This is a genomic window from Bradyrhizobium sp. RD5-C2 (assembly GCF_019972155.1).
GTDB lineage: Bacteria > Pseudomonadota > Alphaproteobacteria > Rhizobiales > Xanthobacteraceae > Bradyrhizobium.
The window spans coordinates 75781-97465 of sequence record NZ_BOVL01000014.1 but is presented as its reverse complement, the minus strand read 5'-3'; the positions used below and the strand labels follow the sequence as shown (position 1 = coordinate 97465).

The window sequence follows — 21685 nt, the reverse complement described above, 5'->3', positions numbered from 1 at the left end:
AAAGCACTTGAGCAGCAAACCGCTTGTATTGCAGCGGCGCTGGATGAGGCCGATCCATCTCTCGTCGCGACGGCCGTCGCCGACGTTGCGAAGGCGCGTCGCCCGGCTCGCGGGCGCAAACCCGCCGAAAGTTAGCCTCTGAGGCTAACGCGCTCCGTCAATTCGTCTTCGGCGCGAGCATCTTGCCTTCGATCTTGGGAAGATCGTCTGTCGATGCCGACTTATCGCCGCCGGCGCGGCGGGCGAGCTCGACCGTGAGCCGTTCGGCAGCCTCGGGCTGCATCAGGCCGAGGATGTCCGACATCTTGCGCGGCTGGATCTGCGAGGCGATCTGGTAGAGCACGGTCATCTCCAGCCTATCGAACACCTTGGCGGCGTCCTTCGGCTTCATGTTCTCGTACATCGTGACGATGCCCTTGAAGCGGGCGGCGTCGGTTTCGACCTTGGCTGCTGCATCGGCATTCGCCTTGGCATCGTTGGCCTTGGCCTCCTCGACCTTGGCCTCGATGCGCTTCTCGGCGGCCTTCAACAGGCTTTCGCGAATCTCGACCTCGCGGGCGCGCGTCTCGAGCTCCTGGCGGCGCGACTGCAACCGCTCCAGGATCGCGCGTTCGGAAGCCGACACCGGCGGCGGCGCATCCAGATTGACCACCACGCCGTCGGGCTTGGGCGCCTCCGCGGCCGGTGCGGCCGGCTTCGGTGCCTCGTCCTTCTTCGCGTCCTTGCCCTCGACCGATCCGGTGATGTCGCCGGGATCGGCCTTGATCTTGCTGTCGGCAACCGCCTTGGGAGCGCCGGGGAAGTTGAAATTCTGCTGCGCCCAAGAGGGACCGGCCGGCGGCGCGTCCTCGGCAAACACGTAACCGCCATCGAGCACCAGGCCCGCGACCTTCAGCACCATCAGGCCGAAGATCGCGACCAGCACCACAGGCATCACTCTGATGTCACGAAGCAACTTCATGCAGCGAGACCGCCGGCCCTCCTGCGCTCGGTGAAGGCTTCGGCCGCCGCGGCAACCGCGCGCGCCGCCGAAACCCTGGGCGCCTGCGCCACCGGCGCGGCGGGCGCAGCTGCTGGTGCCGGCGCATACGCGGGCTCAGCCGGTCGCGCGGCCAGCGCGATCTTGGACAGACGGCGCACCACGTGGTCGCCTTCCGCCAGCTGGTTCTTCAGCTGCGCCGACATCTGCACCGCCGCATCGAGTTGGTTGCCGAGGTTCTCGTTGACGTCCCGCACCGCGTGCTTCAACCCGCCGATCGCCCGCTCGGCGATCTCGGTCGCGGTGATCAATTCGGCAATCGTCGCCTTCAGCGAATGCTCATCGGCCTTCAGCCGCTGCAGGCGCTTGTTGAGCAGCCAGCAATAGCCGATCGTCAGCATCAGCAGCACGGCCACCAGACTCTCGATTGCTAGTCCAAGCACATGACTCATGGTGCCTCCATCATCTTGGTCCGCTCATCCGCCTTCTCGAACATCGCGAAGGTGGTTTGGGGTTTGCGCAAATTCTTGGTGACGCGGATCGCGACGCGGTCGCCGACGCGGCCCATGCGGCCTTCCGTCAGGGTGACGTTGCCGCAACGGACCGAGACCAGCGCGTCGGAGCGGATATCCAGCGGCAGCGTGTCGCCGACCTTGAGCTTCATCAGCTCCTTGAGCGGGATATCGGCCTCGTACAGCACTGCATCGACCGCAATCTCGGCCTGCGCCACCTCGGTGGCGAAATGGCCTTCCCAGATCGGATCGCGGCCGAACTTCTCGCCCATGAACATCTGCAACAGCACGTTGCGGATCGGTTCGATGGTGGCATAGGGCAGCAGCAATTCGACATTGCCGCCGCGGTCTTCCATGTCGATGCGCAGGCGCACCAGGATCGCGGCATTGGCCGGGCGGCTGATCGCGGCAAAGCGCGGGTTGGTCTCAAGCCGGTCGATCGAGAAGGTCACCGGCGACAGCGGCCGGAACGCCTGCTCGGCATCCGACAGCACCACCTCGACCAGCCGCTTCACGAGGTTGGTCTCGATCGTGGTATAGGGCCGGCCCTCGATCTTGAGCTGGGTCTGGCCGCGGCGGCCGCCGAGCAGCACGTCGATCATCGAATAGATCAGGTTGGAGTCGACCATGGCGAGGCCGAAATTCTCCCACTCCTCCGCCTTGAACACCGAGAGCACCGCCGGCAGCGGGATCGAGTTCATGTAGTCGCCGAAGCGCACCGAGGTGATGCGGTCGAGCGAGACTTCGACGTTGTCGGAGGTGAAATTGCGTAACGATGTCGTCATCAACCGCACCAGGCGGTCGAACACGATTTCGAGCATCGGCAGACGCTCGTAGGACACCATCGCGGAATCGATGATGGCGCGGATGCCGGAATGATCGTCGAGGCTGACGTCGCCGACCGTGAAGCCGAGGAGATTGTCGATCTCCTCCTGCGACAGCACGCGCTCGCCGTTAGTCTTGCCGCCGAAGTCGCGGCTGCCGTCCTCGACCATGGCGGCCCATTGCAGCGCCATGTTCTCGGTGAGCTCGTTCTTGGCAGCTTCCGCCGCGGCCGCCGCGGGATCCTCGGAATCGAGCGAGGCTTCCCATTGGGCCGCAATGGCGTCCTGGTCCATCTGGTCGTTGCCGGCCATGGCTTTACATCCGCCCCGTCACTGGATCACGACTTCCTTGAACAGGACCGCGTTCACCTGGTTGGGCGCCAGCGCGAGATTGACGCGCTTGGTCAGCTCTTCCTTGAGGCGGAACAGGCCGGCCGAGCCGTTGAGATCGCTCGGGCGCAACTCGCGCATATAGGTCTGGAACAGGTCGGTGACGCGCGGCAGCGCCGGCTTGATCGCCTCGACCTGCTTCTCTTCCTTGATCTCGAGCACGAGCTTCAGCTTGAGATATTGCACCCGCTCGCCGGGCGCGCCGACCAGATTGACCAGCATGTCGGGCACGTCGACGAAGCTCGGCGGCTTCGGCGGCGGCGCTTCGGCGTGCTGCTCCTCGCCGTGACCGCGCATGAAGAAGAACCATCCGCCCGCGCCCGCGCCGAGCACGACGAGGAAGCCGACGACGGCAATGATCAGCTTGAGCTTGCCCTTCTTCGGAGCGGCCGCGCCCTCGCCGCCTTCCGTCTTTTCCTCATCCGCCATCGTCCGCTCGCTTCAACCCGAAGGATGCGAACGCGATTTGCCCCAGCTTTGGCTTGAAGACGCGATACAAAGGCCGCCGGCGCACACGCGCCCCAATGCCGGCAACACTGGGGCCATAATGGTTAACGGAAGCTTAGGATTTACCTTCCACTAGGAAAAAACTGCCGGGCAAACATGGTCAACAAGACCTTTCTGCCGCCCGGCACGGCGCCCTGCAAAACACCTAACCCATTCAAATATCTCATTATTTAAAGTTGGCACGGGTTTCGCTGAGAGGACGACGTAACTGGCGGGTTTGGGAGAACCCAATGGTTACCGACGGTCCGGCGTGAAGGTTTGGGAGAACCTTTCGCATCGGATCACCTCACAGGGGAGAACCACCGATGCAGAATACGCTTCTGGTCGGACTATCGAAGCAGATGGTGCTGGAACGGCAGTTGGATGTCGTTTCCAACAACATCGCGAACATGAACACCAACGGCTACAAGGCCGACCGGTCGCTGTTCCAGGAATACCTGTCCTCGAACGCGCATGAGGACAATTTCGCGTCCTCCGACCGCCGCGTCTCCTTCGTGCAGGACCGCGCGACCTTCCACGACTTCTCGCAGGGCCCGACCGAAGAGACCAAGAACCCGCTCGACGTCGCGATCGACGGCAACGCCTTCCTGGTGGTGCAGACCCCGGGCGGCGAGCGCTACACCCGCGACGGCAACCTCGCGATCAACAATCGCGGCCAGCTCGTCACCGCCTCGGGTTACCAGGTGCTCGGCACCGCCGGCCCGATCACGTTCCAGCAGACCGATCACGACGTCAACATCGCCCCCGACGGCAACGTCAGCGTGCTCGAGGGCACGTCCCGCCTCGACTCGATCCGCGGCAAGCTGCGGCTGGTCTCGTTCGCGCAGGCCCAGCGCCTGCTCAAGGAGGGCTCCAACCTCTATGTGCCGGGCGAAGGCGCGCAGCCGTTGCCGGATACCAAGGCGCAGATCCGTCAGGGCTTCATCGAGAAGTCGAACGTCAATTCCGTCGTCGAGATGAGCCGCATGATCGAGATCACGCGGACCTACACCCAAATCGCCTCGCTGCTCCAGCAGCAGAGCGACCTGCACAAATCGGCGATCGAGAAGCTCGCCGACGTGCCGAACTGATCCGGGGGATTGAACGATGCGCGCACTTTATACCGCGGCGACCGGAATGGCGGCACAGGAACTCAGCGTTCAGGTGATCTCCAACAACATCGCGAACCTGCGTACCACCGGCTACAAGAAGCAGCGCGCCGCGTTCCAGGACCTGATCTACGACCATGTGCGCCGGGTCGGCGCGCAGGCCTCCGACCAGAACACCATCATGCCGATGGGCATCGACCTCGGCGGCGGCGTCAAGACCGTCGGCACGCCGCGGATGATGACCCAGGGCACGCTGTCGCCGACCGGCAACGATCTCGACATCGCGATCCGCGGCGAAGGCTTCTTCAAGATCCTGATGCCGGACGGCACCTTCACCTACACCCGCGACGGCTCGTTCCAGATGGACAACCAGGGCCGCATCGTCAACGCACAGGGCAATCTGGTGCAGCCGACGATCACGATCCCGCAGAACGCCTCCGGCCTTACCATCAATGCGCAAGGCCAGGTCTCGGTGACGCTGCCGGGCCAGACCGCGTCGACCACGATCGGCCAGATCGGCCTGACCCGCTTCATCAACAAGGCCGGCCTGATGCCGATCGGCGACAACCTGTTCCAGGAAACGCCGGCCTCCGGCCAGCCGCAGGACGGCATCGCCAACACCGACGGCTATGGCGACATGCAGCAGAGCAACCTCGAACAGGCCAACGTCGAGGTGGTCTCGGAAATCTCCGACCTGATCGCCGCGCAGCGCGCCTATGAGATGAACTCCAAGGTGGTCTCCGCCGCCGACCAGATGATGCAGTCGACCTCCAACCTGTTCCGCTGAGGATGATGTCGATGATCGCCCGCTCATTCCTGATCGCAGCCGCACTCCTCGCGGTGACCGCGCTACTGGCCACGGCGCAAGTCCGCGGCGAGACCATCGCGGTGCCGACGCTGCGCGCCAGCGTCACGGTCGCGGACGACATCGTGCGGGTCGGCGACCTCATCGACAACGCCGGCAGCGCCGGCAGCGTCGCGATCTACCGCGCGCCCGATCTCGGCACCACAGGCACGCTGCCGGTCGCACAGGTGCTGAACCTGCTGCGCACCCATCAGGTGATCGGCGTCGACACCCGCGAGCTGAAGGAGATCACCGTCACGCGGCTGGCGCGCACCATCGACGGCAAGGAGATCGAGCAGCAGCTGTCACGCGCGCTGGAAGGCCGCCACGGGCTCGGCAGGGCCGGCAATATCGCGTTGACCCTCGACCGCGATCCCGGCGATATCAGACTCGAGGCAACCAACACCGGCGCGATGCAGCCCGTCGCCGTGCGCTACGACCCGCGCTCGACGCGTTTCGACGTCACCTTCGAGGTCAGCAACGAAGCCGGCACGGCTCCGTACAAGCTGCGCCTCACCGGCACCGCGATCGAAACCATCGAGGCCGCCGTGCTGACGCGCAATGTCGAACGCGGCGACGTGCTGAAAGCCTCCGACGTTGCGGTCGAGCGCCGTCCGAAAGCCGAAATCGGCAACGACGCGGCGGCGCGCGACGGCGCCGTCGGCATGCAGATGCGCCGCCAGATCCGCGCCGGCCAGGCGCTGCGCACCGCCGACATGGCAAAGCCCGATCTCGTCACCCGCGACCAGAACGTCACGCTGGTCTACCGCACCTCCGGTCTCTACCTCACGATCCGCGGCAAGGCGATGGATGGCGGCGCCGAGGGCGATGTCGTCAACGTAATGAATTTGCAGTCCAAGCGCGCCGTCACCGGCGTCGTCACCGGCCGCGGCGAGGTTTCGATCTCGGTCGCGTCCCCACGCGCCGCGCCGGCCGCCGACGCCGCCTCTTCAGATTCCGCTCCCGTCAAGCTGAGTTCAGTCGCACCAAACGCCGAGTAAAGTTCATGTCCCAGTACCGCATCAACCGCCTCATCCTGACCGGTGCGCTGCTCGCACTCGGAACGATCGCCAGCGGTTGCTCGTCGATCGACCGTCTCTCCCAGATCGGTGAAAAGCCGAAGCTGACGGAGATCGAGAACCCGACAGCGCAGCCCGGCTACAAGCCGGTGCAGATGCCGATGCCGAAGCCCGAGGTCGCCTCCTACAGCCCCAACTCGCTGTGGCGCAGCGGCTCACGCGCCTTCTTCAAGGACCAGCGCGCCGCGCGTGTCGGCGATATCCTGACCGTCATGGTGAACATCACCGACAAGGCCGCGATCGCCAACGAAACCCAGCGCAGCCGCACCAATTCCGAAGATTCCGGGGTGACCAACTTCCTGGGCTCGCAGACCATCACGCAGGCGAACAAGATCCTGCCCGGCCGCATCCTGACCGCCGACTCCACGGCTTCGAGCGACGGCAAGGGTTCGGTCAACCGGCAGGAAGCATTGCAGACCAACGTCGCCGCCGTCGTCACCCAGATTCTCCCGAACGGCAATCTTGTGGTCGAAGGCAAGCAGGAGATCCGCGTCAACTACGAAATCCGCGAGCTGGTCGTGGCCGGTATCGTGCGCCCGGAAGACATCCAGAGCGACAACACCATCGACTCCTCGAAGATCGCCCAGGCCCGCATCGCCTATGGCGGCCGCGGCCAGATCACCGACGTGCAACAGCCGCGCTACGGCCAGCAGGTTCTCGACGTGCTCTTGCCCTTCTAGCTTCTCGAGCTCCCACATCTCGTCGCGAACCTAGGCGCGGCGCGGTGTACCAACACGGCCCTCGCTAGCTCCCCTGGCGAGGGCCGTGGCGTTCTTGTGACCGGTCGCATGCACTCGCGCGATCGTCGCGCACCAGTCCGATACTGCTTCGCGCAAGTCGCGCGATCGCTTTCTCGGTTCGTTAACCGTTGCAGCAACCCGCAGTAGCAGTCCCGACGCTTGCAACGTAGCTAGACGACAACGCAGGGTTTGCAGTTCGTGACAGTCATGCAAAGAGACGGTCGATATGCGGCGTGGTTTCGCACGCCGCGCGGCGAAGGCACCGGAATAGTCCAGCTCGCAAACGGCAGGATCTCAGGCGGCGACGCCATGTTCACCTATGGCGGCTCCTATCAGCTCGATGAGGACCGCTTCACGGCGGTCCTGACGACGCACAGATATGCCGACGGCCCGTTCACCACCGTGTTCGGATGCGACGAGGTCGAGGCGCAGCTGACCGGCACCTTCAGCGGCAATCGCGCGGTGTGCTCGGGCAGCGCCAAGCAAGCCCCCGGCGTACTGTTCGAGGCCACGCTGTTTCTGCAGCAACAGGAGCAGGCGCCCGCCGGTGGCCCAAAGACCACGACGACCCGCGCGGATGTGACGAGGCTGCCGAAGCTCCCCGACCGCCGCACGACCGTCGTGACAAGGCGTTTCAGCTGATCCGTCCGCAATCGCGATGGCATCTCCGCGCCTTCAGGCGTACCATCGGCCATGCGCGAAGCGCAGCCCGATCGATGCAGCCGGAAGGAGGAACGCATGTATGCCGCCATCCGTCACGCCAAGGCGAAGACTGGTAGCGCCGAAGAACTCGCGCGCCGGATCAAGGAAGGCGCAATTCCGATCATCAGCGACGTCGAAGGCTTCATGGCCTATTACGTGGTCTATGCCGGCGACGACACGGTCACCGCGATCAGCGTCTTCAACAATCATGCCGGCGCCGAGGAAGCCAACCGCCGCGCATTGGCCTGGATCGATGACAATCTCGGCCCATTGCTGGTCGGGCAAGTCACGGCGATTGCGGGTCCAGTGATCGTGCACACCAAGGCATGAGGGCCGCAACCGGATTGCCCGGTCCGGTGATCGTGCACACCAAGGCGTGACGGCCGCTTCCCCGGCAAGGTTCGCCCGGCAGAACTTTCCTGCGGCACGGTTGGCGTGTGCCGCTTCGTCGCGATCTCCTTGAAATTGCTGATGCGCCGGATGGCACACCAATTGCTCCGCGGCTGCAGCATTGCAACGGGGACAGCGCGCGCAGATGACGTCGATCTCGGCCTTTGGACCAGTCACAGCCAGCATGACGACTGGCACACTGAAGAAGCCGCTGACGGCCGACGCTAGCGGATCCACGCAAGCCGCCAGCGGCAGCCCATCCGACGGCACCGTCGAGCAGGAATTTCTCAAATACGCGCAGATGAGCCCGATGGACCGCATGCGCGCGAACATCCTCAAGAGCATGGGTCTGTCGGAGCAGAACCTGAAGGCCATGACGCCGGATCAACTCGCCGCGGTCGAGCAGAAGATCAAGCAATTGATCGAGCAGTCGTTTCAGAAGAACGCCGGCAAGGCCGGCCAGGCAGTCGACATCTCGGCGTAGCGACGTCGCGCGGCGGGGGCCCGGACGGAGCTATCGGAGCTCCGATCCACGCGACAATCGCCGGGGTTCGCGGTATGATGGCGCAAACGCCACATGGGCCGAACGATCACGGACACGACCGCCATGGGCACCAGGCCGAGCACGGTCATGAAGCTCGTCGCACATGCGTCCTGCGGCGCCGTCGGCGCCTTCGTGTTCGGCTTGTGCCTCGCAGCCGCGATCAGGCGCTTCGATGGCCTCTATCTCGCTGTCACGGTTCTATTCGCGATCCCTGTCGTCTCCGACTGGTTCTGGACGCGCCGTGAGGTTCGCCAGCTCGCTGCCGGCGATGCCGCCAATCAGCAGGCGACTCAATTCCTCTGGTCATATCTCTTCATCACCATGCTCTCGTCGGGCTTTGGCATCGCGGTGATGGCCGTGGTCTTGCAGTCGGCAGACTTCACGCGAACATTCGGCGCAATCGTGTTCGGCGTGCTTACGTGCATCGGAATCTACCCGCTGGTCCGCGACGCAAAACGCCTTGCCGATACAGTGGAGCCGCGAACGATCCCTTGATCGTTCATCCGCTCCACGCTCGCGCGCTAGGCGGACACGGCTTCCGGCATCGGCATTTCGCGCAAGGTCATGAACGATCTGCCGAGCATCGCCTCGATCTTCGTCGCCGCCAGCCACAGCAGCGCACCGCAGGTCAGGTCGATGACGTAATGGCCGCCGATCGGAAGCGTCGAGACGAGGACGAGGAGATTCCAGATCAGCGTGATGCCGAACAGCCACCGTGTGCCGATCGTCGCGAAAATCGTCATCAAGGCAAGACAGGTGTGGAACGACGGAAAGGTCACCACGCCCTGCAGATTGCTCAACGACAATTCCAGAGACGCCCCGTTGCGGAAGTACTCGAACTTCGCGAGATGATAAATCCCCGCGTGCTCGGGCAGCGCATCGAGGATCGCGACGGGATGGTCGAAATAGACAAAGGCCCCCTTGGCCGGCCAGAACACCGAAAACATCGTCGATGCAACGATCGTCAGGGCAAACACGAACGCCAGTTGCCAAAGCTTGTCGAAGCGCTTTGTCGCCGCCAGCAGCACGAACAGCGCGGCCACCTGGACGAAGGAGCTGCAATAGGCGGCGGCGAGCAACTCGGTCAGCAAGGGATGGTTTGCAAACCACAGGATGATGGACGGCAAATCGATCCCGATGACGCGATCGGCGTCGGCGAGACTGTCATCGATCAGGGGAAACTTGTATCTCAGGCCAACCAGGCTGATCGTTGCTGCCGCTGCAGCCGACCAGAAGAACACGGCAACCGCTCCTGCCAGGTTGGACAGAACCGGCGCGGACCGCCATCTGCCATAGACGATATCGACGGCAAGGAGAAACCCCATCGGGCCCAAGAACAGCGCCAGACTTTCGGGCTCGACGGCGATCTCGAATCTCCAGAGCAAGAAGCCGGCGAAACCGCTCGCCGCGATGCCGATCAACCACGCGCCGCGCTCGACCCGCTGATGGGGTTGCGGGATGCGAGTTTCCTCGCTCGTGGCTGCTGTTCTCGGAGAGGCCTGCTGTGCGATATCGGTGTCGGCCGATGTCGCGGTCCGTGACGGACCAACCAACTGACTGAACATTGCGACTGCCATTCCAACGGGCGACTCGACGCGAGGCCCGCTCAATCTACAGCCACAGGTTTAGCAGCCACGCCTTCGATTGCATTGGTAAGCCGATACAACCGGTGGCAGGCCACCGGTCTTTCGTATCCGACGGTGAATGACCTATTTCCATATGTTGCTGACAACGGGACTGGAGTTCCCGTGCGCAGAACTCAGGTTCCCGGCGGGTCCGGGCTATTTGGGGCGGGCCCGTCGCTCAGGACCACGAAAACTTTGCCGCCGAAGTCGTATCGCGCGACCTCGCGCATGCCGAGCCGCAGATGCGCCTTGAGCGAGCGCGGATTGTCTTCCCTGATGAACAGGATCGCTTCGCGGGCGGGAAAAATTGCCTGAAGCCTTGCATAGAGCGCGTCGAGAACGCCGAGGCCGCGCGCGTCAGGGGAGACGCACACAGGGCCATACACATACGCACCGGGGCCGCCCGGCCAGGCCTTCAGCATGGCTTGCACCGGCGCGGCCTCGCCGAATCCTTTCTCCGACGTCAGGAGCGCGCCGAGCAACCTGCCCTCATCGCCGGTCGCGATGACGATCGATTGCCCGCTTGCGATGCGCGTTGCAATCACCTCGCGCGGCCATTGCCCGAGCAGCATGCCGCCGCGATCGCCGGCGTTGGCTGTCAGCAGCGCCGAGATCGCTTCCGCATCCGACGATGTAGCGAGCCTGGTCTCGATCATCTCGGACGGACCGAAACAGCGGGCCACATGCCGGCGCAGTTCATGCCTTCTTCTTCGCGGTTGCGCGAGCGCCCGCGGCCGCTTTCTTCGCCGGCTTCTTCGCAGTTTTGCTGGATTTGGCCTGGTTGAGTTCGATCGCAGCCCGGATCAGGGCCTTCAGCGCGCGATCATTGATCTTGTCGCCCTCGAACAGGTCGATCGCGCGCCGCACATTGCCTTCGAAGCCGGTGTTGAACAGCCTGTCGGGGTCCGGAAGTTGCGCGCCGTACATGAAGGTCAGCTTCACCTTGCCCTTGTGGGCGTTGCCGACCGCGATGATGCCGTCGCGCGACCACACTGGGCTGCCCATCCACTTCCATTCCTCGATGATTTCGGAGTCGGCGGCGAGGATGCTCTTGCGCAGACCGGCGAGCGTCTTGCCGCGCCAGTCGGTGAGATCCTCGATCATCTGGTCGATACGTTCCGATGCCGTCATTGCTGCCTCGCGTTCCCAGCCTGTCCCATGCAATCACACTTGTGATGCGGAGGTCGATCCTCCCTGCATCCGCCGCGGCGCCAGATAGGGCAACGCGAACAGATACAGGCCGCTCAGCAGCATCAAGATCAGCGGGAACAGCGCCAGCAGGCCGATCCAGACGGCTCGCTGTTGCAGGACCATCGCGACGATGTTGATGATGACGGCAACCGTAAAGGCGATCGAGAGCCAGCGGTGAAATTGCCAGATCCAGTTGTTCCAGTTCAATGTGACCTCCTGTTGGATGATGTGTGTAAAATCGTCATTGCGAGGAGCGAAGCGACGAAGCAATCCATCTATCCGTACATGCGGCACGATGGATTGCTTCGCGGAGCCTGTCATCGGGCGGCGCAGCGCGCCGACCCGTTGGCTCGCAATGACGAGAGACGATCAGCCTTCCCGCACCAGCAGCTGATCGAGATTCTCCAGGAACTGTTTCCACCCGGCATGGGCGCCGCCATAAGCCTGCTTCTGATGCGGCTGGAAGCCGGACTGCTCGACGCGCAGGTGGGTGCCCTTCGCCGTCGGCGTCAGCGTGAAGACCACCACGCTCTCGAGATTGTAGGCGGCATCGTCATGGGCGAAATTCCAGGTGTAGGACAGCGTCTTGTGCGGCTCGACGGCCAGCACCTTGCAGTCCAGCACGCCGCCCCACTCGCCGCGCAGATTGAAGCTGTGCCCGACCTCGGGCTTGAAGTCGTTCTTCATCAGCCACTCCTCCATCAGATGCGGTTGCGTCAGCGCGCGCCAGAGCTTTTCCGGCGGATGGGGAAATTCGCGCTCCACGATTGCGGAGCGCGTTTCACGGGTGGTCTTGTTCATTGGTCCATCCTTTTGAGAAGATCTTCGAGGTGGTCGAACCGGTTCTGCCAGAAGCCCGCCATCTGGCTGGTCCAGTCGATCAGCGGCGCCAGCGCGCCGAGTTGTGCGCTGTAATGCGTCTGCCTTCCTTCATGGCGATCGCGCACCAGCCCGGCCAGCTTCAGCACGCCGAGATGCTTTGACACCGCCGGCTGCGAGATTTTTGCCCGCGCCGTCAGCGCACCGACGGTCTGCTCGCCCTCGCGGCACAGGCGCTCGAAGATCGCCCGGCGGGTCGGGTCTGCGAGGGTTCGAAACAGCACGTCGTGAGCGTCCGGCATTTTGCGATCAATAACCCATTGGCTATGGATTAACGTATAACTGAGCAGCTATGGATTGGTCAAGTGAAAGTTGGGGAAAATCCACCGGCGCTCTGACTGTCTATTCTAGGCTAGTTTGGCGCAATTCAGCCGCGCCGACGCACTCATAACTGACTGGCTATATCCTGGCCGCTGAGTTGCCCGTCGGGCAACGATGCAAGACTCGGACAATCCTTGTCGCGAGAACGCGGTGGCTCACGGATCGCCCCACACATTCACCGTCGTCCCGGCGAAGGCCGGGAGAGGATGTTGTTGAGCGCCGCCGGAACGACGAGTCCCGTCAACTACAATTGCTGCGGCGTATGGGTCCCGGCCTTCGCCGGGACGACGATTGTGGATACGGCCGACGCCAGCCTACGCATGCACCTCGTTGCGACAGCGCTGCGCATGACCTACACATATCGCGCTGATGCGGTCCTTGTTCACGGAGAACCTTGATGTGCCAGCTCTGCGAGATCACGCCTCCCAGCCGAACCTCCCGGCGCGTCTTCCTCGCTGCTGCGGCGTGCACCGCGGCCAGCCTCGCCCTGCCACCGGCTGTGACGGCCAAGGAAACAAAACCGTCGCCGAAGCCGCAGAACGTGCTGCCGCCGGACGCCGCGCTCGACCGGCTGGTGAAGGGCAATCTCCGCTATGTCGAAGGCGTCTCGCGGCGGCATGATTTCAAGCACGAGCGCGAGGCGCTTGCCGGCGGACAGAACCCGTTCGCCGGCATCCTGAGTTGCGCAGACTCCCGCATCGCGCCGGAATACGCCTTCGACACCGGCCGCGGCGACCTGTTCGTCTGCCGCGTCGCCGGCAATTTCGCCAGCGACGAGATGATCGCGAGTCTGGAATATGCGCAGTCCGTGCTCGGCGTGCCGCTGTTCATGGTGCTGGGCCACGACAGCTGCGGGGCGGTCGACGCCGCGATCAAGTCGCTGAAGGACAACACCACCCTGCCCGGCCATCTGCCCGAGCTGGTCACCGCGATCGCGCCTGCGGTAAAGGCGACCGAGGGCAAGCCGGGCGACCGGCTCGCCAACGCCGTCAGGCAAAACGTCATCGGCAACGTCGCGAAGCTCAAGACGGCAACGCCGATCCTTAGCGCTGCGGTCGATCAGGGCAAGCTCAGGATCGTCGGCGCGGTCTATCGGCTGACCGACGGCAAGGTCGAGCTCGTCACGGACGCCAAGCGACCGGCGACTTGAACCTCGGCGCCACCTGCGACCACTGAAGCCAAGAACGACATCGCGTGAGCGACATGGAGAAGGCGGATGTGGCGCCGGCGCGGGTGGATTGCTGGAGTGCTGCTTCTAGCCGTGGCCTCGTTGCCGGCGCGCGCCGGCGTCGAGCCCTGCAACACGGCGCAGAAGCGGATCGAAATGACCGCGTTGCTCCGCCATGCCGCGGAGGATCGGCCGGTCAACATCACCTTCGCAACCCGGGCCGATGGCGTGAAGCTGCCCGCCGCCGTGATCGAGCAATATCCCGAGGAGATCACGATCATCCTGCAGCACGAATTCGATCGCCTCGTGGTGAGGGATAACGGCTTCGAGGTCGGCGTCTGGTTCAATCGCAAATATGCCAGGCTGGCCGTGCCGTTCGACGCGATCAGGAGCCTGTGGGACGGCAAGGTTCTGATGTGCACGAACAATCAACTGTAGGAAACAGTGACGTCGCGGCGCAGAAAGCATGCAAAGTCAGATGAACGCCGCTTCCGCCTTGCCCAGCCCATCGAGCTCCATCACGACGGTATCGCCGGCCTTCAGCCACAGCGTCTTGACCAGGCTACCGGTCAGCACGATCTGGCCGGCATGCAGGCCACGGCCTTCGGCGGCGAGATGATTGGCGAGCCAGGCGAGCGCGTTGTGGGGATGGCCGAGCACGTCGGCGCCGGTGCCGCGCCCCTCCTCCTTGCCGTTGACCAGCGCGCGTCCGGTGACCTTGCGCAGATCGGGCACGGTGATGCGCGGCACGGCTTCGCCGAGCACGCAGCCGGCGGCGAAGAAGTCGTCGGCGATCAGCGTCGGCGCGCCGAGCGTCTCCCATTTGACGTAGCGGTCGTCGACGATCTCGATCGCCGGATGGTAGGCCTCGATCGCCTCCGCGACCCATTCGGCGGTGAACGGCGCTTCGCCGGGAGCGAGGCTGCGCGCTAGCCGCACCGCGATCTCGCATTCGACGCCGACATGGACGAAATCGGCCGCCGGCAGCCGCACGCCGCTTTCATGCACGACCTTCTCGAACACGCCGCCGCCGCAGGGGTGCGGGATGTTGATGTATTCCTGCATCACCGCGCTGGTGCAGCCGATCTTGTAGCCGACCAGGCTGCCGACCTGTGGCTGCAGCAGATCGTGCAGCGCGTACTGCACCTGATAGCCTTCGGCCTCGTCGCGCGGCACGATGTCTTTGGCGAGCGCCTTGAGCGGCGCGCGGCTGCGGCGCGCGCTGGCAATCGCCTTTGCGGCCGCGAGGATCCGTTCCATCTGCGCAGCCTCCCTGAAATTCTCCAGCGGCGCGGTGGCGCCTCCGTCTGCTCACGGCAATTCAGCACTCGCCGACCCGTCTGGCAAGCACGCCGGACGGAAGCGGCCGTCAGGCCTTGACCAGGCCGAGCCTGATCAGGCTCTCGGCGGTCGCGACGATCATCTCCTCATTGCCGCGCGGACGCCAGCCGAGCAGGTTCTGCGCCTTGGCGCTGGTCGAGCGGCGCACCTTGCCGAGCAGCGGCAGGGTGGCGCGGGCCAACGGGTTGCGCCGCGCGGCGAGCCGGATCATCCAGTCCGGCGCCTGGAACCGGGGCACGCGCCGCGCCTTTCTGCCGAGTTTCCTGCGCAGCACCCGGGCCACCTGCAGCACCGACAGGGTCTCGCCGCCGACCGCGAGGAACCGCTCGCCGCCGGCCTTGGGCGATGTCATGGCGCGCAGATGCAGGTCGGCGACGTCGCGCACGTCGACAAGGCCGAAATGGATCCGTGGCACCGCCGGCATCGCGCCGTCGAGCAGCGCCTTGATGATGCCGATCGACTCGGAGAAATCGGGCCCGAGCGCCGGGCCGAACACCGCGGTCGGGTTGACCACGGCAAGCTCGAGGCCATTGCCTTCGCGCGCGATGAAATCCCAGGCGGCGCGCTCGGCCAGCGTCTTGGATTTCGGATAGGCCTGCACATCGGGGCCATCGAGATTGGACCAGGTGGTCTCATCGAACGGCTTGGCTTGCGGCGGATGGCCATAGCCGATCGCCGCGAACGACGACGTCACGACGACACGCTTGACGCCGGCGTCGCGCGCCGCGCGCAACACCCGCAGCGTGCCTTCGCGCGCCGGAACGATCAGCTCGTTCTCGTCCTCCGGCACATGCGCGCCGAGCGGCGATGCGACATGCAGCACGTAATCGCATCCCGCGGCCGCCTCGCGCCAGCCGGCATCGCGCGTGAGGTCGGCAGTGACGAAGCCGACCTGGTCGGCCGCAAGCGCACCGCCCTCGCGCAGCATCGCGATCACGTCCTTGCTGCGATCCGGGTTGCGCAGCGTGGTTCGCACCGCATACCCGTCGGCAAGCAGCTGCAGGATGGTATGCACGCCAATGAAACCGGATCCGCCCGTGACCAAAACCGTGCTCATGTCGCTGCCTCTTCATGGTTTGGCAGATGGGGCACACATTGGGCCGCCCACCCTGCACAGGCCGCATCTGGTCACTATCTGACGTTGGACAAGTAGAATGAAATTCGAGACCGGTATGGAAAAAAATAACAGCGAACTGTGTGACGGCGGTGAATGCGAGAGCTGCCCGACCGACCCCAATCTGCTGATCGAGTTCAAGGGCGCGATCCACGCGCTCGGCGGCAAATGGAAGCTCGAGATCCTGTTCACGCTGATGAACGGCGGCGTGCGGTTCGGCGCGCTGCGCCGCGCGCTGCTGCCGATCACCCAGCACATGCTGACCGCGCAACTGCGCGAGCTCGAGCACGACGGGCTGGTGGCGCGCAAGGTGCTCGCCGAGAAGCCGTTGCAGGTCGCATACGAGCTGACGGATTCGGCCTGGGGCCTGACGCCGGCCTTCCGCGAATTGCTGGCATGGTCGAAGGCCTACGGCCCGCGCCGCCACACGGAGGCAAGCGAGACGACACTCGGGGCCGGACTGGCCTGAACGTCGTCTCGCCTTCAGAGCGGCACGCGGTCAACCCATGCCGAGCGCGCGCCGGATCGCGATCTCGACCGGCGAGTAGGCGCCGTCGTCACGCTCGAGCCGGTAGGGCTCGGCGGGACTGAGCGACGGTTGGGCCATGAAGCGCGGCCTGGTGCCCCGGTGCTTCTGCGCGGCATGCACCAGGAAGGGATGGCACAGATAGACCGTGCCCGCTTCACCCGTCGCCAGCGCTAGCTCGCAGTCGGCACCCATTTGCGCGAGGTTCATCCGCGCTCGTCCGGCCTCGCCCGCCGGCGCCAGATGACGCGCCATCGGAAAGTGCGAGCCGACCCTGATCCGGGTCGGCGCGTCGTCATCGCCGACGTCGGAGAACAGGAACAGCATCAGCAGCGCCCGGCCGCGCGAGTTGACGTTCACTCGCCATGCCGAGAAGTCACTCCGTTCGTTCGGATCGCAATCGTCGCCGGGAAAGCTGACATCGATATGCCAGCCGGCGTCACCGGGATCGTCCGAATGCGGGAACCGCACCGGGAAGGTTCCGATGTCGTGACGCGGCGACCAGCGGCCGGGACCTGCGATCTGGTCGAACGCCCGATGCAGCAGCGGCGAGTTGATCGCCAACCGGAACGGCTCTTCGCCATAGCCGGGCAGCCGCACCACCGGTCGCGTCCAGGTCGAGGGATCATGCTCGCTGCACGGCAGGTCGCGCCACATGATGGCACGTCCCGCATCGGCGAGTTCGCGGGGAAAGGCATTGTCGATCCGGACAAAGCCCTGTTCGATGAATTGCTCGATTTGCGCGTCGCTGAGCGCACGCGTGTCGTCTCGATCGGTCATGATTGTCTCTCAAATCGTCGCCAGCCGTCGATGCTCCGCTGTGCGCGAAGTTGGCCGGCTCATTCGGTTCACTGGAATCCCGCGAGCCCGAGCGCGCGGGGACGATCAGCGCTTCTGTGCGGAAGCGTGTTTCCGTGCGGAAACGGGATCAGCCCAGAAAGAAGACCGATGCGATGTTGAGAGTGCATGTCATCATGGCGGCGCGAACCTACAACCGGTGCGCGCCGGAATCAATCAGTGGGGGCGATCCGCCACCACTACTCGTCGCGATAGACCTTCTCGCGCTTCTCGTGGCGTTCCTGCGCCTCCACCGACAGCGTCGCGATCGGGCGGGCTTCGAGCCGCTTCAGCGAGATCGGGTCACCGGTCTCTTCGCAATAGCCGTAGGTGTTGTCTTCGATGCGCTGGAGCGCCGCGTCGATCTTGGAGATCAGCTTGCGCTGACGATCGCGGGCTCGAAGTTCGATCGCGCGGTCGGTTTCCGAGGAAGCTCGGTCCGCGAGGTCGGGGTGGTTGACGTTCTCTTCCTGCAACGTCTGCAGCGTGACCTTCGATTCGCGGAGGATCTCATCCTTCCAGGCCAGCAGCTTGGCGCGGAAATAATCACGCTGCCGCTCATTCATGAAAGGCTCTTTTTCAGTCGGCCGGTAGTTCTTCAGCTTTTCCAAAGGCAGCCATGTCCCTGTCTGGCGGAGGGAACAAAACCCCTCCGCGCGGCGCCTTATATAGCCACGTCATGTGACAGACAATATCTGCCACCGCGAAAGGCGGGCTGCCCCCAAGGCCTTGCACAGGCAAACTTATCCGCCCTGCCTGGAGCCAGCCCTTCCCCCTCTCCTCGCCCGTCAGTAGCCGACCGTAAAGCGCTGCCGGATATGGGCCGGGCGCTCGATTTCGTCGGCGAGTGCAACTGCGAAGTCCTCGAACGAGATCGAGCTTTTGCCGTCGGCCGCGGTCAGAAGCTGGTCGGTCCCGAGCCGGAACTTGCCGGTCCGCTCGCCCGCCACGAACAGCGCCGAGGGCGACAAAAAGGTCCAGTTCAGGTCCTTTTCCTGGCGCAGCAGGTCAAGGAACTCGGCCCCCTTCGAGGCCTCGGCCTTGTACTGGGCCGGGAAGTTCGGCGTGGTCACCAGGCGGACGCCCGGGGCCACCTCGAGGCTGCCGGCGCCGCCGACCACGAGATAGCGGCCGACGCCGGACGCCTTGGCAGCCCCGATCAGCTTGACCGGGTCGCTGACGCTGAAATGGACGGAACTGATCGCGGCATCGTGGCCGGCCCACAGTGCGGTCAGGGCGGCCTGGTCGTTCACATCCCCCTTCACGGCGGTGACGCCCGGCAGGGTTGCGATCTTCTCCGGGTTGCGGGCGATGGCGGTGACGGCATGGCCGCGGCGGGCGAGTTCCGCGGTGAGGCGCGAGCCGGCCTGGCCGGACGCGCCGGCAATGGCGATCTTCATCAAAGTCTCCGATTGTTGGTTTCCAATGGTGACTAGATAGCGAAATGCATGTAGGTGTGAAGAAGGCACTCTTGTCTCACCTGATTACGCCGGAGTAACCCGATGAACGCCGCCAGCCTGAAACCGGACGCCTATGCCGCCAATTGCCCGACGCGCCAGATCCTCGACCGGGTCGGCGACAAATGGGCGGTGCTGATCTTGCTGCTGCTGCGCAACGAGCCGATGCGCTTCAACCAGCTACGCCGCGCCATCGAAGGCATTTCGCAGAAGATGCTGTCGCAGGTGTTGAAGAGCCTGGAGCGCGACGGGCTGCTGCGCCGCCGTGCGATCGCAACCGTTCCGGTCACCGTGGAGTATTCGATCACGCCGCTCGGATCGACGCTCGCCGAAGCGGTCGATCCGCTGCGCGACTGGGCCGAGCAGAATCTGAAGGAGGTGCTGGCCGCGCAGCGCCGCTACGACACGCAGCGCAAGGCACTGGCGGCTTGATGTAGGTTAATTGATCGAGAGGAGTCTAATACTGCCCAGCCTTGGCGAGCTCGACTTCGACGCGCAGCTCGATCTCGCCCAGCACGGCATCGAGGCCGGGATCGCCGGAGGATTCCTTCAGGCTCGCCGCGGCATCGCGCAGCCGGTTCACGGTCGAGGAATCGAAATTGCCGGACAGCAATCCGAGCTTCAGCGCGTCGAGCACGTCGAGGGCGCCCTTGCCGCGCGCCACCGAGCGCTTGCGGCGTTCGGTCGGATCTTCGACGCCCTGCAGCGCGAGCAGTGCATCGAGGCTGGTGGCGACCTTCGGCGCAGCGGTGGAGCGAACCTCCTCCTGCGCGCTGGTCGCATCCGGCAGCGAGAAGCCGCTCGACGAGGTGCGCCGCGTCGAGCTGGTCGACGTGCCAAGCGTGGTGCCGTTCGGTCCGTAGATGCGCATCGTCATGATCCCGCAGGCCTGAATGCCCCAGAGCATCGCCGTTTTATGGTTAACGGTGTGTAAACGACCCGGCAATTTCTGCCGCCGCACGGCAGTTTCGCGCTCCCTGGCGAACCGGAACCGAACGGCGGCCCGACATTTTCGATAAACATATCAATGCATTGCCCCGGCGAAACGAAGTGGCACGCGGCTCGCATGGTTAATGGCGGATCGCCGTCATGGGAGTGTCGCGTGATCCGCGAGTTGCAGTTCGAGGGGAGCATTGGATGCCCGGCATCCGCATCGTAAGCATATTCGGGTTGGCCTGCGCCGCGCTGCTGGCGCTGGCGGCCTCCGTCATGCCGGCGGCCGCGACGTCGCGGATCAAGGATCTCGCCAATATCGAGGGCGTGCGCCAGAACCAGTTGATCGGCTACGGCCTCGTGGTCGGCCTCAACGGCACCGGCGACACGCTGAACAACATCCCCTTCACCAAGCAATCGCTGCAGGCGATGCTCGAGCGCATGGGCGTCAACATCCGCGGCGCCACCATCCGCACCGGCAACGTCGCCGCCGTGATGGTCACCGGCAATCTGCCGGCGTTCGGCACCCAGGGCACGCGGATGGACGTCACCGTCTCCGCGCTCGGCGACGCCAAGGATCTGCGCGGCGGCACCCTGCTCGTCACCCCCCTGCTCGGCGCCGACGGCAACGTCTACGCGGTCGCGCAGGGCACGCTGGCGATCTCCGGATTCAACGCCGAGGGCGAGGCCGCCAAGGTGGTGCGCGGCGTGCCGACGGTCGGCCGCATCGCCAACGGCGCGATCATCGAGCGTGAGATCGAGTTCGCGCTCAATCGCTTGCCCAATGTCCGCCTCGCGCTGCGCAACGCCGACTTCACCACCGCCAAGCGGATCGCCGCCGCGGTCAACGACTATCTCGGCGTCAAGACCGCGGAGCCGCTCGATCCCTCCACGGTGCAGCTCTCGATCCCGCCGGAGTTCAAGGGCAACGTCGTCGCCTTCCTGACCGAGATCGAGCAATTGCAGGTCGAACCCGACCTCGCCGCGAGGATCGTGATCGACGAGCGCTCCGGCATCATCGTGATGGGCCGCGACGTTCGCGTCGCCACCGTCGCGGTGGCGCAAGGCAACCTCACCGTCACGATCTCGGAGAGCCCGCAGGTCAGCCAGCCCAATCCGCTGTCGCGCGGCCGCACCGTGGTGACGCCGCGCAGCAATGTGCAGGTCACCGAGGACGGCAAGAAGTTCGCCGTCGTCAAGGACGGCGTCTCGCTGCAGCAGCTCGTCGACGGCCTCAACGGCCTCGGCATCGGACCGCGCGATCTCATCAGCATCCTGCAGGCGATCAAGGCCGCCGGCGCGATCGAAGCCGACATCGAGGTGATGTGATGGGAAGCCTGATCAACAGCACCACCGGCAGCATGCCGAACAAGGCGCTGATGCCGATGTTCAATGGCCGTCCCGATCCCGTGCTGCAGGATGCGATGAAGAAGGTCTCGCCGCAGCAGATCACCAAGGCGAAGGCGACCGCGACCGATTTCGAATCGATGTTCCTCAATACGATGTTCTCGCAGATGACCACCGGCCTGAAGGGTGAAGGCCCCTACGGCGACACGGTCGGCACCGGCGCGTGGCGCTCGATGCTGACCGACGAATATTCGAAGAACTTCGCCAAGGCGGGCGGCGTCGGCATTTCCAACGAAGTGTTTCGCTCGCTGATCCTGCAGCAGGCCAACAAAAGCTAATTCGGTTTT

At 64.6% G+C, this 21685-nt stretch carries 30 protein-coding genes; 14 read left to right on the top strand and 16 right to left on the bottom strand.

What is annotated here, in order from left to right:
* Positions 1–157: 157 nt before the first annotated feature.
* Genes BraRD5C2_RS18520 through fliL form a run of 4 tightly spaced genes read right to left on the bottom strand, consistent with a single transcriptional unit; the run spans position 158 to position 3134 of the window.
* Positions 158–961 (bottom strand): MotE family protein, encoded by an 804-nt coding sequence (locus tag BraRD5C2_RS18520; RefSeq protein WP_223970243.1) that lies wholly within the window; start codon positions 959–961, stop codon positions 158–160.
* The gene (locus BraRD5C2_RS18515; RefSeq protein ID WP_223970242.1) at positions 958–1431 is read right to left on the bottom strand and encodes a DUF6468 domain-containing protein; all 474 of its coding nucleotides are present in this window, start codon (positions 1429–1431) and stop codon (positions 958–960) included. Before BraRD5C2_RS18515 ends, BraRD5C2_RS18520 begins: the two co-directional genes overlap by 4 nt.
* A complete protein-coding gene (gene fliM, locus BraRD5C2_RS18510; protein WP_223970241.1) occupies positions 1428–2627 on the bottom strand; it encodes a flagellar motor switch protein FliM in 1200 nt (399 codons plus the stop codon). The genes BraRD5C2_RS18515 and fliM overlap by 4 nt, the downstream gene beginning before the upstream one ends.
* 18 nt (positions 2628–2645) lie before the next feature.
* Entirely contained in the window at positions 2646–3134 is a 489-nt protein-coding gene (gene fliL / locus BraRD5C2_RS18505; RefSeq protein ID WP_223970240.1) for a flagellar basal body-associated protein FliL, read from the bottom strand.
* Between the two features lie 383 nt (positions 3135–3517).
* Here fliL and flgF point away from each other — a divergent pair, with 383 nt between their 5' ends.
* The 8 genes from flgF (at position 3518) to BraRD5C2_RS18465 (ending at position 9094) form a co-directional block, all read left to right on the top strand.
* A complete protein-coding gene (gene flgF, locus BraRD5C2_RS18500) occupies positions 3518–4282 on the top strand; it encodes a flagellar basal-body rod protein FlgF (RefSeq protein ID WP_223970239.1) in 765 nt (254 codons plus the stop codon).
* Positions 4283–4298: 16 nt separating this feature from the next.
* Complete coding sequence (flgG, locus tag BraRD5C2_RS18495) at positions 4299–5087, top strand: flagellar basal-body rod protein FlgG (RefSeq protein WP_173637555.1); 789 nt, start codon at positions 4299–4301, stop codon at positions 5085–5087.
* 2 nt (positions 5088–5089) lie between these two features.
* Positions 5090–6145, top strand: coding sequence for a flagellar basal body P-ring formation chaperone FlgA (gene flgA / locus BraRD5C2_RS18490; protein WP_223970237.1), 1056 nt, complete (start codon positions 5090–5092; stop codon positions 6143–6145).
* 5 nt (positions 6146–6150) lie between these two features.
* Entirely contained in the window at positions 6151–6903 is a 753-nt protein-coding gene (gene flgH, locus BraRD5C2_RS18485) for a flagellar basal body L-ring protein FlgH (RefSeq protein WP_223970235.1), read from the top strand.
* 267 nt (positions 6904–7170) lie between these two features.
* Positions 7171–7605, top strand: a complete 435-nt coding sequence (locus tag BraRD5C2_RS18480) for a hypothetical protein (RefSeq protein ID WP_223970233.1) — start codon at positions 7171–7173, stop codon at positions 7603–7605.
* Between the two features lie 96 nt (positions 7606–7701).
* A complete protein-coding gene (locus BraRD5C2_RS18475; RefSeq protein ID WP_176530232.1) occupies positions 7702–7995 on the top strand; it encodes an antibiotic biosynthesis monooxygenase in 294 nt (97 codons plus the stop codon).
* Positions 7996–8239: 244 nt separating this feature from the next.
* Complete coding sequence (locus BraRD5C2_RS18470) at positions 8240–8539, top strand: hypothetical protein (RefSeq protein ID WP_223970231.1); 300 nt, start codon at positions 8240–8242, stop codon at positions 8537–8539.
* A gap of 147 nt (positions 8540–8686) precedes the next feature.
* Complete coding sequence (locus tag BraRD5C2_RS18465; protein WP_223970230.1) at positions 8687–9094, top strand: hypothetical protein; 408 nt, start codon at positions 8687–8689, stop codon at positions 9092–9094.
* Positions 9095–9120: 26 nt separating this feature from the next.
* On the opposite strand, the gene BraRD5C2_RS18460 is transcribed toward BraRD5C2_RS18465, so the two are convergent.
* The 6 genes from BraRD5C2_RS18460 to BraRD5C2_RS18435 all read right to left on the bottom strand — a co-directional run bounded on the left by BraRD5C2_RS18460 (position 9121) and on the right by BraRD5C2_RS18435 (position 12536).
* The gene (locus BraRD5C2_RS18460; protein ID WP_223970227.1) at positions 9121–10164 is read right to left on the bottom strand and encodes a phosphatase PAP2 family protein; all 1044 of its coding nucleotides are present in this window, start codon (positions 10162–10164) and stop codon (positions 9121–9123) included.
* A 194-nt stretch (positions 10165–10358) separates the two neighbouring features.
* Complete coding sequence (locus BraRD5C2_RS18455; protein ID WP_223970225.1) at positions 10359–10880, bottom strand: GNAT family N-acetyltransferase; 522 nt, start codon at positions 10878–10880, stop codon at positions 10359–10361.
* Between the two features lie 40 nt (positions 10881–10920).
* Entirely contained in the window at positions 10921–11355 is a 435-nt protein-coding gene (locus tag BraRD5C2_RS18450) for a DUF1801 domain-containing protein (RefSeq protein ID WP_223970223.1), read from the bottom strand.
* A 33-nt stretch (positions 11356–11388) separates the two neighbouring features.
* On the bottom strand, positions 11389–11622 hold the full coding sequence (locus BraRD5C2_RS18445; RefSeq protein WP_223970347.1) for a hypothetical protein: 234 nt from the start codon (positions 11620–11622) through the stop codon (positions 11389–11391).
* 162 nt (positions 11623–11784) lie between these two features.
* The gene (locus BraRD5C2_RS18440; RefSeq protein ID WP_223970221.1) at positions 11785–12216 is read right to left on the bottom strand and encodes an SRPBCC family protein; all 432 of its coding nucleotides are present in this window, start codon (positions 12214–12216) and stop codon (positions 11785–11787) included.
* Positions 12213–12536 carry an ArsR/SmtB family transcription factor gene (locus BraRD5C2_RS18435; RefSeq protein WP_223970219.1) on the bottom strand — a complete coding sequence of 108 codons (324 nt, stop codon included), beginning with the start codon at positions 12534–12536 and terminating at the stop codon, positions 12213–12215. The genes BraRD5C2_RS18440 and BraRD5C2_RS18435 overlap by 4 nt, the downstream gene beginning before the upstream one ends.
* 476 nt (positions 12537–13012) lie before the next feature.
* Between BraRD5C2_RS18435 and BraRD5C2_RS18430 the strand changes: the two genes are divergently transcribed.
* On the top strand, positions 13013–13765 hold the full coding sequence (locus BraRD5C2_RS18430; RefSeq protein ID WP_223970217.1) for a carbonic anhydrase: 753 nt from the start codon (positions 13013–13015) through the stop codon (positions 13763–13765).
* Between the two features lie 96 nt (positions 13766–13861).
* The gene (locus tag BraRD5C2_RS18425; RefSeq protein WP_223970215.1) at positions 13862–14221 is read left to right on the top strand and encodes a ClpXP protease specificity-enhancing factor SspB; all 360 of its coding nucleotides are present in this window, start codon (positions 13862–13864) and stop codon (positions 14219–14221) included.
* 36 nt (positions 14222–14257) lie between these two features.
* Here the strand turns inward: BraRD5C2_RS18425 and BraRD5C2_RS18420 are convergent, their stop codons facing one another.
* Positions 14258–15043 carry a 2-keto-4-pentenoate hydratase gene (locus tag BraRD5C2_RS18420; protein WP_223970213.1) on the bottom strand — a complete coding sequence of 262 codons (786 nt, stop codon included), beginning with the start codon at positions 15041–15043 and terminating at the stop codon, positions 14258–14260.
* A gap of 109 nt (positions 15044–15152) precedes the next feature.
* Complete coding sequence (locus tag BraRD5C2_RS18415) at positions 15153–16181, bottom strand: SDR family oxidoreductase (protein ID WP_223970211.1); 1029 nt, start codon at positions 16179–16181, stop codon at positions 15153–15155.
* A gap of 97 nt (positions 16182–16278) precedes the next feature.
* On the opposite strand from BraRD5C2_RS18415, the gene BraRD5C2_RS18410 reads away from it, so the two are divergent.
* Positions 16279–16707 carry a winged helix-turn-helix transcriptional regulator gene (locus tag BraRD5C2_RS18410; RefSeq protein ID WP_223970209.1) on the top strand — a complete coding sequence of 143 codons (429 nt, stop codon included), beginning with the start codon at positions 16279–16281 and terminating at the stop codon, positions 16705–16707.
* 30 nt (positions 16708–16737) lie between these two features.
* Here the strand turns inward: BraRD5C2_RS18410 and BraRD5C2_RS18405 are convergent, their stop codons facing one another.
* The 3 genes from BraRD5C2_RS18405 to BraRD5C2_RS18395 all read right to left on the bottom strand — a co-directional run bounded on the left by BraRD5C2_RS18405 (position 16738) and on the right by BraRD5C2_RS18395 (position 19001).
* Positions 16738–17544 (bottom strand): phytanoyl-CoA dioxygenase family protein, encoded by an 807-nt coding sequence (locus BraRD5C2_RS18405; protein ID WP_223970207.1) that lies wholly within the window; start codon positions 17542–17544, stop codon positions 16738–16740.
* Between the two features lie 257 nt (positions 17545–17801).
* Positions 17802–18167, bottom strand: coding sequence for an RNA polymerase-binding protein DksA (gene dksA, locus BraRD5C2_RS18400; RefSeq protein ID WP_021077973.1), 366 nt, complete (start codon positions 18165–18167; stop codon positions 17802–17804).
* A 222-nt stretch (positions 18168–18389) separates the two neighbouring features.
* On the bottom strand, positions 18390–19001 hold the full coding sequence (locus tag BraRD5C2_RS18395; RefSeq protein WP_223970205.1) for an NAD(P)-dependent oxidoreductase: 612 nt from the start codon (positions 18999–19001) through the stop codon (positions 18390–18392).
* 102 nt (positions 19002–19103) lie between these two features.
* Between BraRD5C2_RS18395 and BraRD5C2_RS18390 the strand changes: the two genes are divergently transcribed.
* Entirely contained in the window at positions 19104–19490 is a 387-nt protein-coding gene (locus tag BraRD5C2_RS18390) for a winged helix-turn-helix transcriptional regulator (protein ID WP_223970203.1), read from the top strand.
* 25 nt (positions 19491–19515) lie between these two features.
* On the opposite strand, the gene BraRD5C2_RS18385 is transcribed toward BraRD5C2_RS18390, so the two are convergent.
* Positions 19516–19929 carry a flagellar assembly protein FliX gene (locus tag BraRD5C2_RS18385; protein ID WP_223970202.1) on the bottom strand — a complete coding sequence of 138 codons (414 nt, stop codon included), beginning with the start codon at positions 19927–19929 and terminating at the stop codon, positions 19516–19518.
* A 266-nt stretch (positions 19930–20195) separates the two neighbouring features.
* Here BraRD5C2_RS18385 and BraRD5C2_RS18380 point away from each other — a divergent pair, with 266 nt between their 5' ends.
* Positions 20196–21320 (top strand): flagellar basal body P-ring protein FlgI, encoded by a 1125-nt coding sequence (locus BraRD5C2_RS18380; protein WP_223970201.1) that lies wholly within the window; start codon positions 20196–20198, stop codon positions 21318–21320.
* On the top strand, positions 21320–21676 hold the full coding sequence (flgJ, locus tag BraRD5C2_RS18375; protein WP_373851884.1) for a flagellar assembly peptidoglycan hydrolase FlgJ: 357 nt from the start codon (positions 21320–21322) through the stop codon (positions 21674–21676). Before BraRD5C2_RS18380 ends, flgJ begins: the two co-directional genes overlap by 1 nt.
* Positions 21677–21685 lie beyond the last annotated feature (9 nt).